Origin of the sequence: Brevibacillus sp. FIR094, from assembly GCF_050477165.1 — a bacterium.
GTDB lineage: Bacteria > Bacillota > Bacilli > Brevibacillales > Brevibacillaceae > Brevibacillus.
Map to the genome: position 1 here is coordinate 225,648 of NZ_JBEAES010000007.1, position 11,246 is coordinate 236,893.

At 40.4% G+C, this 11,246-nt stretch carries 14 protein-coding genes and 1 pseudogene; 10 read left to right on the forward strand and 5 right to left on the reverse strand.

The window, feature by feature from the left end:
• The first annotated feature begins 9 nt into the window (after window positions 1-9).
• A complete protein-coding gene (locus ACQ5DJ_RS08195; protein ID WP_429841999.1) occupies window positions 10-585 on the forward strand; it encodes a DUF4269 domain-containing protein in 576 nt (191 codons plus the stop codon).
• 179 nt (window positions 586-764) lie between these two features.
• A pseudogene (locus ACQ5DJ_RS08200) lies at window positions 765-869 on the forward strand (TetR/AcrR family transcriptional regulator); the annotation flags it as partial.
• Between the two features lie 123 nt (window positions 870-992).
• Here ACQ5DJ_RS08200 and ACQ5DJ_RS08205 read toward each other — a convergent pair.
• The 3 genes from ACQ5DJ_RS08205 to ACQ5DJ_RS08215 form a co-directional block, all read right to left on the reverse strand.
• Window positions 993-2,030, reverse strand: a complete 1,038-nt coding sequence (locus ACQ5DJ_RS08205) for a glycosyl hydrolase family 18 protein (protein WP_429842000.1) — start codon at window positions 2,028-2,030, stop codon at window positions 993-995.
• Window positions 2,031-2,242: 212 nt separating this feature from the next.
• Entirely contained in the window at window positions 2,243-3,133 is an 891-nt protein-coding gene (locus ACQ5DJ_RS08210; protein ID WP_429842001.1) for a GNAT family N-acetyltransferase, read from the reverse strand.
• 400 nt (window positions 3,134-3,533) lie between these two features.
• A complete protein-coding gene (locus tag ACQ5DJ_RS08215) occupies window positions 3,534-4,121 on the reverse strand; it encodes a lipoprotein BA_5634 family protein (protein WP_429842002.1) in 588 nt (195 codons plus the stop codon).
• Between the two features lie 399 nt (window positions 4,122-4,520).
• Here ACQ5DJ_RS08215 and ACQ5DJ_RS08220 point away from each other — a divergent pair, with 399 nt between their 5' ends.
• On the forward strand, window positions 4,521-4,784 hold the full coding sequence (locus ACQ5DJ_RS08220) for a CD3324 family protein (protein ID WP_007718970.1): 264 nt from the start codon (window positions 4,521-4,523) through the stop codon (window positions 4,782-4,784).
• 160 nt (window positions 4,785-4,944) lie between these two features.
• Entirely contained in the window at window positions 4,945-5,583 is a 639-nt protein-coding gene (locus ACQ5DJ_RS08225) for a FusB/FusC family EF-G-binding protein (RefSeq protein ID WP_429842003.1), read from the forward strand.
• A gap of 63 nt (window positions 5,584-5,646) precedes the next feature.
• Here the strand turns inward: ACQ5DJ_RS08225 and ACQ5DJ_RS08230 are convergent, their stop codons facing one another.
• Together ACQ5DJ_RS08230 and ACQ5DJ_RS08235 are read right to left on the reverse strand one after the other, a co-directional pair.
• Entirely contained in the window at window positions 5,647-6,162 is a 516-nt protein-coding gene (locus ACQ5DJ_RS08230) for an SRPBCC domain-containing protein (RefSeq protein WP_429842004.1), read from the reverse strand.
• 31 nt (window positions 6,163-6,193) lie between these two features.
• Window positions 6,194-6,538 (reverse strand): ArsR/SmtB family transcription factor, encoded by a 345-nt coding sequence (locus tag ACQ5DJ_RS08235; RefSeq protein WP_429842005.1) that lies wholly within the window; start codon window positions 6,536-6,538, stop codon window positions 6,194-6,196.
• 528 nt (window positions 6,539-7,066) lie between these two features.
• Between ACQ5DJ_RS08235 and ACQ5DJ_RS08240 the strand changes: the two genes are divergently transcribed.
• The 6 genes from ACQ5DJ_RS08240 to ACQ5DJ_RS08265 all read left to right on the forward strand — a co-directional run bounded on the left by ACQ5DJ_RS08240 (window position 7,067) and on the right by ACQ5DJ_RS08265 (window position 11,164).
• Window positions 7,067-7,204, forward strand: a complete 138-nt coding sequence (locus ACQ5DJ_RS08240) for a hypothetical protein (protein ID WP_429842006.1) — start codon at window positions 7,067-7,069, stop codon at window positions 7,202-7,204.
• Window positions 7,205-7,378: 174 nt separating this feature from the next.
• Window positions 7,379-7,756, forward strand: coding sequence for a hypothetical protein (locus ACQ5DJ_RS08245; protein ID WP_429842007.1), 378 nt, complete (start codon window positions 7,379-7,381; stop codon window positions 7,754-7,756).
• Between the two features lie 592 nt (window positions 7,757-8,348).
• Entirely contained in the window at window positions 8,349-8,435 is an 87-nt protein-coding gene (locus tag ACQ5DJ_RS08250; protein ID WP_016743434.1) for a YjcZ family sporulation protein, read from the forward strand.
• 983 nt (window positions 8,436-9,418) lie between these two features.
• Complete coding sequence (locus ACQ5DJ_RS08255; RefSeq protein ID WP_429842008.1) at window positions 9,419-9,823, forward strand: hypothetical protein; 405 nt, start codon at window positions 9,419-9,421, stop codon at window positions 9,821-9,823.
• Window positions 9,824-10,059: 236 nt separating this feature from the next.
• Window positions 10,060-10,269, forward strand: coding sequence for a hypothetical protein (locus ACQ5DJ_RS08260; RefSeq protein ID WP_429842009.1), 210 nt, complete (start codon window positions 10,060-10,062; stop codon window positions 10,267-10,269).
• A gap of 376 nt (window positions 10,270-10,645) precedes the next feature.
• A complete protein-coding gene (locus ACQ5DJ_RS08265; protein ID WP_429842010.1) occupies window positions 10,646-11,164 on the forward strand; it encodes a hypothetical protein in 519 nt (172 codons plus the stop codon).
• The last annotated feature ends 82 nt before the right edge of the window (window positions 11,165-11,246 follow it).

Genomic DNA, 11,246 nt, shown 5'->3' on the forward strand with positions numbered 1-11,246 from the left:
GGTAGTCTCATGAGAAATTGGCATGATCTCTCTTACTTGGGCAGAGGAACCATGCGTCAAAAAGCAGCGTGGGAAGCGATTCAACAGACGCACATTATGAAAGTACTATCCGATTACCGTCCAGTGCTTGCCGGAACCATCCCATTGGACATTGACGTCAAACAAAGCGATCTGGATATTATTTGCGAGAGTCATAATCTGGAACAGTTTGAGCAGGCTGCTCGTACAGCATTTGGCTACTTGCTCGGATTTGAAGTGACACACCTAGATGTAAAAAGTATTCCCACGTGCGTTATCTCGTTTTTCACAGCTGACTTTTGGTTTGAATTGTTTGCTCAACCGGTAGCTGTCGAAAAGCAAAACGCCTATCGTCATATGGAAATCGAAGCACGATTGTTAGAAATAGGAGGCTTGGATGCGTACCAACACATCAGGGCTCTGAAGCAAAGCGGCATCAAAACAGAGCCTGCATTTGCTCGATACTTTCAGATTCCGGGTGATGATCCATACGAGGCCTTGTTGCAATTGGAACCGTTAACCGAACAGGAATTACAACAAAGAGTTCAGCTCCTGCAAAAGGATTAATTTTCGAACAAAGAGCCAAATCTACTGCTTGAATGTATACAGGAAATGAAAATCCCGTATTCAATAATAAATACGGGATTTTTATCATTCAGTTTATCTTGTTTCAAGTTTCACCTAGTCGAATGCAGTTCATTCGTTACACATTACTTACCTAATTAAACAGAATTATGAAATCTATCGTTAAAAATGACATGAAATATTCGCCGAAATATATTGCACAACAATTAGTGAAGCTTTTTACTAAAGGACCTTGGTATGCAGTGGGTTTTACTTTAATTTCATGAGAGCTAGAGCTTATGTTTCATCATTTTTCTTCTTGTTTTCTTCGTCGTAAGTTCATGAAAGCATAATCTTGCCCTAAATCTGGGACAAAATTATGCATTCATTTCGTTCCATATCAAATGGATTTATTTTAGACCAGAAGAGATAGCTTCCCAGAATTTTTGATCTTCCATACCGATCGCATATGTCGATACACCAGCTAACTCGTATGTTTGAGTATAATGCGTCTTATTTTTTATACTTGTTTCGTCTTCATACCATACGACATGTTTAAATCCTTCAGAATCCGTGTAATTGAAATACATTGAACCAGAAACCTCGTCCCTAACTGGTGTTGCTCCTGTAGTAGCAATTAGATCCGAAATATTTTTCCACTCTACTAGGGAATTACTTTTATTTGTAGGATCAGATAAGTTCCAATCATTCCCGTATTCTGGAATACCCATGATGACCTTTTCGGAAGGAATATAGTCGATAGAGAATTTAAGAGAAGATTCTATCCACGGAGCACTTGCTACAGAACCTGGATCACTCCAAACCCCATGCTCATCATAAGTCATCACCTGTATATAATCAGCAGCATTTCCTAGTGCCTCATAATCGAATGCTCCAGTCCAATCATCTGAAGGATCGTCTGTGGATTTTGCTGGAACGGAGACCATCGTTAGAAAGTTGTTGGCTCTCATCGTTTTCGAAACCTCTTTGACGAACGCAGTCAATGCCTTACGGTCCTTTGGCAAAACAGCTTCGAAGTCAATGTTAATGCCTTTGTACTTATTTTTTTTCACAAGAGACAGCATATTTTTTATCAGGGTGTTTTTCGCTTTGGAGTTAGTGAGCACTTGATGTGCAATGTTACTATCCCACCCGTTTGCGCTATAATTGGACACCAGAGCGTATGGTAACACGTTTACCGAATTTGCGTAGGAGACAGCTTGCTTTGGTACATTTCCTACAATATTACCGTTACTATCTGTATTCAGGGTATCAGTAGAAATTTGATTCATGTATGTATGGAATTGGCGAAATTCTATTGTAGAATCACCAGTATAATATCCAAGAATAATTTTAGAGTCAGCATACGATTTCGCAGCAGGAACGAAGAACAGAGAAGCTAGCGTGGTTGTGATTATAATAACTTTTTGAACCTTTCTGTCATTCATGTAAATAGCCTCCTTTGAGTCTTAGAGATTCCAGCGATAAAATAATAAAAGGATTCATCCATAGTAACAGGTATTTCGGTATCATTTTACCTAATCTTTCAAGAACATTGTTTAAGTATTTCTTGAGTTTTGGTTATGTTTTACGTTGTACCTAAAAACAAAAAAACAGTCATCACAACTTCTCTCTTGTAATAACTGTTTTTTTGGACCTTTTATGCGTGTGAAGTTAGCGGATAACGAAAATGTTCTGTCTCCATTTTGAACGAGGGACGAACAAATAAGACATCATCCGTGGTTGTCATCAAAGCAGATTGGATCTTCTCATTCTCACTATCCGGCATAAAGTGAAAATGAATGAGCGCTGTCTCAGGCGATACCAAATGAGAAATAACCGCTTCTATATCAACTGGCTTTTTACTTACCAAATCAAATACATGCAGCTGGTCATCCTCGCGTTCAAACAATACGATCACATCCTCCTCTTCGAGATAATAGATCGCATCCCGAAAAGCGAGGAGAAAGTAAAACATCAACAGATGCTCACTATCCTTGACGCCCAATCTCGATGATACGGGGATTCGCTTGGCGGCAAATTCCTTCATGACAAGATAATCAGCCTCGCTATCAACATCCAGCTTGCGCAAGACCGATTTTTGTTCTACTTGTTTTTTCAAATCAGATGCCAACAAACAAAAACTACTTTCCTGTACGCTCTCAAATCCAAACTTCGGATAAAAATCGAGCACGGTATCATTGGCATACAAATAAATAAAATCGTATTCCTTCCCATACGTTTGAATAATATGGTTCATCAGCTTTGCTGCCAATCCTTGATTGCGATGAGCTGGATGAGTCATGACCGTTCCTACCTGAAGCGCCTTATAGTCCTTACCATTGATGTTCACGATCATCTTACTTACGGAAGCGTTGGCAATAATCTGATCCCCATCCAGATAGGAATAGCAGACATAGTTATCGTTCCAAAAGCCCTTGTTATACCATTCTTTAAAATTGAGCTGAAAGATCTGCATAGCGAGGTCATTAAAGCTTTCCTTGTATGTTTCGACATGCTTGTAGTCGCTTATCAATGAATAGTCACTCATGTTCAAACCTCCGATTTTTTGTTTTGTACTTTTGTCATCATCCATTCCTTTTCAGCAATCCCTTCTTTCCAAATAAAAAAGACCACGAGAAGAACTCCCTTCTCATGGTCAAATTTATCGTTGTGATAAACATACCTATCCCTACTAGAATAGATATGATGCATTAACGTGAAATTTGTTTGAATGAGATATAATGCCTTCTAATCGCTTTTGAAAAAAGGTACAAAAAATAAACCAAGGGCGCGCCCTTCATTTGACCTTTTCCCCTATAAAATTCGTTTGAATTTTATTTCGCGATTATCAGTTTCATCATATTCAATCAAAACCTCTTTTCACGTTAGGTACTTTTACTATATTTGACTTTCAAAAAGTTGTAAATGAGCAATCCAATTTCTTTCTTTTATTTACGCTTATTTTGTTCTTTCATGTGAATGAGCTGTTCCGTTTCTACATCAAAAGTACCTATCTCATTCTTAGGATCTTTGTCGTATCCCCATACCGAGACTTTCTTGGCGGTTCCCTCCACTTGATCCCAAGCTGCATCATCCACAATCACGAAAAGATCAGCATAGCTCCGCCCATCGCCAATGATCACGTTGCCTTGATACGTGAGCTTGTTCGGACCAATATTCAGATTGGCCGTTTCAGTTTTGGCAAAGTATACTCCTGCATCACTTGTGATCTGTGGTAAGGCATCGATTGGTGTCGTGTTATTCCCTTCATCTACTTTTCTTAGCAGTTCCTTCTCCAGCAGCGATTGGGCCATCGTTTTGTTCATGACCATCGCATTTTGTTCTCCAACAGTAACCATTTTCACATGGTAATTATCAGTAGAGAGCACATCTTTCGACTGTTCTGTTAATGCTTGATCAATTTGCTGTTCCGTTCCATACAAGATAACTCCATTTGCATCCTGGGAGCATCCTGTAAATAAGACAGTCGCAACAAGCAAACCCACACCCACACTGAATTTATTGCGTAATTTCATGATGACTTTCCCCTTTCTCTCTCCTGCTAGTCCAGCAAGTATTACTTTAATGGTCGATCGAGATCATTCCCATCGACTTTCCTTACATATCCACTTACATTATTGTAAGTATCGTTATACAAAAAAGCCGTTTTCTTATATAATTACAAATACTCCCTTTTCGAAAAGGAAAGGGAACACCGTTTTTAAAATGGACCTCGAGGGGGGTGTACCAATGGCGAATGCTCTCAATTTGCCACATACCGCAGCAGCTCATGCAAAGCCTAGAAATAGTGAGGCGATACTTTGCATGAGGTGGTCTCTCGTTTAATCGAATCATCGCCTTCATTTGCGTATCTCATTTTCTATTTCTTGGCTTTGCCCCTTATTTGTCTATCTATAAATAAGGAGCGAGCAGAAATGAAATGTGTGAAAGCAAATTTAATCCTTCCTGAATCGTTACTCGCAGAAATTCAAAAGTACGTGCAAGGAGAAACCATTTATATTCCAAAGACAAAAGTAACCCATCAAAAATGGGGGACGCGCACTGGCGGGAGAAAACTCCTGGATGAGCGAAATACAGCTATTAAAAGCAGCTTTCGGGCTGGGACGGCTATTTCACAGTTGGCGGAAGAATACTTTTTGTCTACAGAGACGATTAAGAAAATCGTGTATACCAAATAGACGACGTTTATAAAGCACTGACAACCTTTCCATTCAAGTTGTCAGTGCTTTTTTATGGCGAGTTTTTTTGCGAAATGTCTTCTCCCTTTCTCCTCTCTTGCAAACACACTAAAGTAAAGAAGAACCCACCTTACAAGACAGAAACAGGAGGAACCGTAATATGGAACCTTTCATCCATACGCATCAGTATCACTTCATTAAATCACGCGTTCAAGCAATCATGAACGCCTATGCGACTAGTACAGATGTCAACGTGATTCGAGCTCGCAAAGAAATCGCCTATGAAGAAATCTTTCAGTTGTTCCCGAACATGACGGAAGAGCAAAAAGAGATTTTGCATCCCATTGACTCGATGAAAGAAAAGGCAGAAGGAAAGCACTTTTTGTATCAGCTTTCACCGTTTGTGATTCCATTCCCTGCTCCCACAGAGTCTTCCATTAAGAAGCTCTTTCCAAAGGTAAAGAAGCTAAAAGTCTCGAATTTAGCTGAAATTGATTTTTCAGAAACTTCTTATTTGAGCTGGCTAGACACTGCCACGGAAAAGAAATATATTGTCGCTTACCACGAAGGAAAACTGATCGGCATTCACGGACAGTTTACAAACGTAAACAAAAAAGGAGTTTGTGCGATCTGTAATCGCCTAGAGGAAATCGGCATGTTCGTCCTTGAAGCCAAAGGCTCTGGGGATGGAACGTATTTGAAAAAAGGAAACTACATTTGCCAAGACAGTGTGACCTGCAACCAAAATATTATTTCGTTAGATAAGTTAAACGATTTTATCGCGCTGATGGTGAAATAAATCTGCAACCAAAATGAAAAGTCCGCCGGGTCTCCATGCCAGGCGGACTTTCCTATATGTCCCCTACTTGATCTCGTTCAGACTCTCTTCCAAACGATCCCACGTTTGGGTGATGCCCTCTAACATGCCCATGTCCATGACAGTTTTGAGGGCTTCCGCAGATACATATTCTGAACGGCTAACCAGCTTCGTTTTGCCATCCATATCGATGAATTCCATCATAACCTCTGTCGAAGGCATCGTATCATTTGTGTTGCCTTCTGCATCTGAAAAGTAATCGGTATAGATGATCTTTTCCGGCTCGACAATTTCCTTATAAACGGCCTTGCCCCAAGATTCCATGCCGTAAAAATCACCTTGATTCTTATCGACGCATTTCATGCAGTAGTGCCATACCCCGCCTGGTCGGAATTCAACGTTACAAACCGGAAGTTCCCAGCCTTTCGGTCCCCACCAACGTTTGAGATGCTCAGGCTCCTTAAACATCTGGAACACGAGATCTCTAGGCGCGTCGAATACACGCTCTAGTACCAGCACCCGCTCATTCTCTACCCTTGAAACCATTGCGTTTCTTGACATAGTAATTCCTCCTCATTCATTTGAATGGATCTCAAGTATTTTCCTTGTTTTGCAGTTCCCGCAAATAGTCTTCCAGATTATCGAATCTTTCTTCCATAACACGCTGGAATGACTTCACCCAAGAATCCAGCGCTTGGAAGGGCTCGGGCCTGAGTTTGTAAATTCGACGGTTGGCTTCGGCCTTCATATCCACGATCCCGTTGTCACTAAGCACCTTCAAATGCTTCGAGGCTTGGGGCTGGCGAAGCCCCAAGTGTTCGGCGATTTCCCCTACAGTTAGAGGACCATCGCGCAAAAGTTCGACGATTTTCATACGATTCGGTTCAGCTAAAGCACTTAGCGTCGCCATGTCCATGCCCGGATTCATCCCTGACATGTCACTCACCTCGTTACATGATGGATTCTACGTTCATCTCATCCCCCTCAGCGTTATTGTGATCATCTTGTTAGGTAAAATATACACTGAAGGGAATATTCCTGTAAAGGAATATTTAAAGAAATTACTGCAAGTGTATCTCCTTTCATTTGTTGGTAGTTTAATAACTGCGACACTGACATTTCATTAGCAGATTTTTATTTTCCGAATTTTTCGTATTTTATATGTTAACTAGAGCGCATTTGTGTTATCATTGGTTTGAAAGTTATATTTTTCCATAACAGGAGGTGAATAACAATGTTGAAGAAATTACTTCAAAAAATTGGTGCTAACTCAATCCTCCCATGCCCTCGTGAGTGCATACCAGCAGGAAAACATTGCATGTGTCCCGCGTAATGTTAGATAGTACTTAGAAAGGCCGTCCCAGCAGCTATGTGCGTGGCAGAGGGATGGTCTTTTTCCGTCTGCCTATCATCCTAATTTCGTTCGTCTTTTATAGCAGAAGACTGTATATGAGGGGGAAGAATTATGAAAAAAATTGCTCTGTTTGGTATTGCTGCTGCATTATTTCTATCGCTTTCATTTCCTGGGGTAAGCAGCGCAAAAGAACAACGTGTCCCATGTGAAGCTGACGGATATTGCGGATGGCCGACCTATAACGTTTAACACCAAATGAAATAGTGAGGTAAAAGAAATTAAAGTAGATTGTGCATCGTTTATTGTAATCAAACATCATTCACCGACAGTTTAACTATCGGTATGATGTTTTTTTTCATTCGTGATACCATTTCACCAATTAAACCATTTAATGGCGGATCAAATTAGCAGGGAGAAGAAAGCATGAAAAGTCTTTTGAAAATGATGATTGGTTTGGCCTTTGCTTTTTGGTTCTGTATTCTTTGGGCCTGTAAATCGCTTCGCGCCAGCGATATTCCAGTAACCATTTCGACCTGGGACACGATCCTTTTCTCTTTCAGTTATCTCGTTTCTACGGTAGTAGCTCTTATCTATGTCAGGTTCAGGCCTAACGGAAAAATACATATCTTTTTGTCTATTCCTACACTTTTGTGGGGACTTTCTACTGCTCAAGTTTTTACCCATCAGTATCACCCCTATGATACGCTGATGAGTGTTATTGGCTTAATAGGCTCTGGAGTGATCCTGTTATTTTCGATTTTGATGCAGCGTAAATCCATGATTCGCTGGGGTGAAAAATGACTTTATCTTTTTCCGTGATTGGGCTGACTGCAAGTCTGCAGAATTACAAAATTCTAATATCTCTTCAGAAACCCCAGCTTTGCATTGGTCAGATCAATGTGTGGAGGTATCTTGAGAAAATAGACTCCAATTTAGACGAAATCACTTCAGATTATTTCCAAGTCCTTCGAACCGGCTTGAAACTTTGACAACGTACACAATTTGTAAGTAAAAATCATGTTCTTATAATCACTTACCCACGATAAGATGGTAATACATGAAAAAAAATTATCATGGAGGTGAATGATCATGCTGAAAAAGCTTCTGAAAAAGTTAGGTTCAAAATCTTCAAACGAGCCTTGCGGAGACTCATGCATTATTTATCATGGCAGATGCTTATGCCCTTGGTAGTGGGAGCTAAGTTCCAAGAAGGTTGTCCCAAATGCCATGAATGTGGCTAAGGGATAGCCTTTCTTCGTTGTTGGACATGACAGGTAACAGTTTATTGCATGCCCAAATTTTCCACTTACTGTGATATCGCCCTTACATAGCTACTCAATTTGCATAGCTTGAGTTTGAGGTACTTCCTCATACACTTGAAGGGGTGATATCAATGGGATTTTTTGACGACAATTTTGCTTTAGTTCTGGTTCTTTTCGTTTTATTAACAATTGTTGCTTGTAGCTGTGATGAGTGCTAATTTCTGTCCAGTGTTATGGGCGGCTAAGCTGCCCTCTTTCTCCTTTTTTCTCCCTCTTTGACATCAATAAGCTTTGAGCCCATCTTTTTGTCCGCTCCTCCCACGTTACGCTTTAGTAGAAGGAGTGTGACACTCTGTTCTATCACCTACGATTTTAACAAAAGAGCCGCCCGGTTCTTTCCCCGAGCGGCTTAATGCCTTTCACGTCTGCACCTTAAAACCGTTAATTCTACAGCCCCATCATAATTTCTCTTATGCATGCTCTGTACTCTGCCTATCCAAGATTCTCCACTTCCACCGTTCATTACGATAAAGGGGGTCCCATTGTTTACGAATGACGCCGTTTCTTTTGTAAATCATAATCAGCAATTCAAAAGTGTCGGTCGAACAGCTTTATATATCGCTGCTGTCTCATTTTGCATCCAGCTCCAAATAGGTGTCTTAAATCTTGTGATATATACAAACATTACTTTCAAATAAGCGAGGTTCCTCCTTACTTATGAAGTTGAATGTAGGGAGATTTGGGAGTCTAAACCGATGGAGTTTGAAATTTTTAATATCCATACAATAGAAAGATTGCCTTGGAACTACATAGAGAAGGTCCCTGACCAACCCAATTTCGACAACATACTAATTAGTAAACAATCATGTATTGCTCGCGCTCCCAATCGTGAACACGTGTGCGGAACATGTTGTTATTTCATGATAGATGCATTCTTCTTCTCGCCCCGAACCAGACACAAGAGAACTGCCGCCCCTTGGCTTCTTCAATGCCTTCTGGAGAGATATCCCTGCCACAAGATAATCCGTGTCATTTTCCATGACAACCACCGTGATAGCGAGTAGTGATCTTGAAATATGAATAGGCTTCCTTCTAACTTTTTGTATGTAAATATTTACCATTTCATTCCAATTGAGTATAATTACCTTTAGTTCGTGTATTTCGAATTTGATCAGAATTGATACTAAGGAGTGTACTAGGTATGAAAAAACAGCTTCTCTCTATTTCGATGCTCGCTTTACTCCTCTCTGGCGCACCTGTATATGCTTCCGCTTCTACCAATGCTCAAGTACAAGGTGAAACAGACACAGTAACCATGGAGCAACAAAAACAAGAACAACAATTCACCAAATATTACTACCTAACTCCTGGGCAGTTAAGTCCAAAAGAAGCGATTTATCTAAAGAAAGGGCAGGAGCTCCGTATTAGTCCAAGAGGTAGCTTCGCGAATTACACAGTCTATAATGCTCAAAATAAACAGATATGGAGCGGTACGACAGGAATCATTATTAAGGCCGATACGGACGGGTATCGCTACGTACAATTTCAAGCCCCCTATTCCTATGAGGATCAAAATGTCATCGTAGCTACTTATACGATTCAGTAATACATGAGTAGATTTTAGCCCGTCTTGATTGTGAAGACGGGCTTTATTACTATTTGCATCGCCCTTTCTTCCTTACACATTATGTCACTGTCAGCCTACTAAAGCTTACATCCCACCTTGGTGATGTTCCTGAATACTGATCTACATACATTTTCGATACATGGGGACATTTGGCCAATCAAAAGGATTATTGAGTTCGTACGCTATCTTAGATCGTCATCAGGAGGGGATATCACTTGAAAAAGAAAAAATCTAAGCGATTCAAGAAAGTGAATGGTCAATTGGTTGAATTTCTTCCTAGCTTTCGCGAATGTATAGATGAATGTAGACGTGTAAGTCCGCCTCATGAGGATTGTGAAACGTTATGTCTTCCGTATCTGGACTCAAGAAGAGTACGATTGGATGCAGAGTGTTACGATCTGGCAGTAGATGAAGCGATTTTTTAGTCAATATCAATGGTCTGTGAATAGGAAGTAACTTAAGCTGAATTCCAGAACTCGCAGACCAGCCTAATCTACCACCCTGCTTAACCTCTATCTGATTTGTATCTGCTGAACCTCGTTTCGACGATACTCCGTGGGTAAACTATGAGCCATTAGAAGTCATTAGTGGCCTTTGTGAGGGCCTTTTGTTTATTACATCGTTTTACCTAAAAACCGATCATTCTACAGCCTCATCACAATCTCGCTTTTGTTAAATGCCAGAAAAAATATTTTACGGAATAGAAAAATGTAACTTTTCTGTAACGCTCTTCATATGTTGTTTGTTTATAATGAACTTACAAACTACACTACGCCTTGCACAAAGAGAGAGGAAACCAACATGAATTTCAAAAAAATCATCGTCGGCACCATACTGACATCCGTCGTAGCGATCGGCATCACACTCGCTGTTAACTATGGCAACGTAGGACACTCTGCACAACCTGTTGCGCAGGAAAGCGGAAAAACTGATCTTTATACTAACCCTGAAGAAAATTTCAGCTTTAAGCCGCCAACTTCTTGGAACGGGCATTACAAGGTGAACCAATATGCAGGTGTAGATGCAAACAATATTTTGCCATCAGCCAAGCATGTAGTGCAATTCGATTATACGACGAAGGATGGAAAAGGTTCTGAAACTCTTCTGATGATCTCCGTTTTTACAAAAACGGATTGGGCTCGCCTCTCTAGCGAAGAAGGGCCGCCTGTAGGGACATCCATTGCAGAATCAAACGACATGGTGTATGTCTATACAACTCCACAGTCCAATCCATTTGATTCCCAATCTGAAGACGGCAAGTTGTTTGACCAACTGTATGGTGATTTGAAAATAAACGAATCTTTCGTACTTCTAAAATAAGATACATAAGATAATCGTTACAAGATTGGGACTGACCCCATAACGTAAGACAAATCAAAACACCTTCAAGAGAATGCGACCA

Excerpts from the sequence above, each read along its gene's own strand:
- ACQ5DJ_RS08195 (WP_429841999.1), top strand. The coding sequence starts at position 10 with ATGAGAAATTGGCATGATCTCTCTTACTTGGGCAGAGGAACCATGCGT.
- ACQ5DJ_RS08205 (WP_429842000.1), bottom strand. The coding sequence starts at position 2,030 with ATGAATGACAGAAAGGTTCAAAAAGTTATTATAATCACAACCACGCTA.
- ACQ5DJ_RS08210 (WP_429842001.1), bottom strand. The coding sequence starts at position 3,133 with ATGAGTGACTATTCATTGATAAGCGACTACAAGCATGTCGAAACATAC.
- ACQ5DJ_RS08215 (WP_429842002.1), bottom strand. The coding sequence starts at position 4,121 with ATGAAATTACGCAATAAATTCAGTGTGGGTGTGGGTTTGCTTGTTGCG.
- ACQ5DJ_RS08220 (WP_007718970.1), top strand. The coding sequence starts at position 4,521 with ATGAAATGTGTGAAAGCAAATTTAATCCTTCCTGAATCGTTACTCGCA.
- ACQ5DJ_RS08225 (WP_429842003.1), top strand. The coding sequence starts at position 4,945 with ATGGAACCTTTCATCCATACGCATCAGTATCACTTCATTAAATCACGC.
- ACQ5DJ_RS08230 (WP_429842004.1), bottom strand. The coding sequence starts at position 6,162 with ATGTCAAGAAACGCAATGGTTTCAAGGGTAGAGAATGAGCGGGTGCTG.
- ACQ5DJ_RS08235 (WP_429842005.1), bottom strand. The coding sequence starts at position 6,538 with ATGTCAGGGATGAATCCGGGCATGGACATGGCGACGCTAAGTGCTTTA.
- ACQ5DJ_RS08240 (WP_429842006.1), top strand. The coding sequence starts at position 7,067 with ATGAAAAAAATTGCTCTGTTTGGTATTGCTGCTGCATTATTTCTATCG.
- ACQ5DJ_RS08245 (WP_429842007.1), top strand. The coding sequence starts at position 7,379 with ATGAAAAGTCTTTTGAAAATGATGATTGGTTTGGCCTTTGCTTTTTGG.
- ACQ5DJ_RS08250 (WP_016743434.1), top strand. The coding sequence starts at position 8,349 with ATGGGATTTTTTGACGACAATTTTGCTTTAGTTCTGGTTCTTTTCGTT.
- ACQ5DJ_RS08255 (WP_429842008.1), top strand. The coding sequence starts at position 9,419 with ATGAAAAAACAGCTTCTCTCTATTTCGATGCTCGCTTTACTCCTCTCT.
- ACQ5DJ_RS08265 (WP_429842010.1), top strand. The coding sequence starts at position 10,646 with ATGAATTTCAAAAAAATCATCGTCGGCACCATACTGACATCCGTCGTA.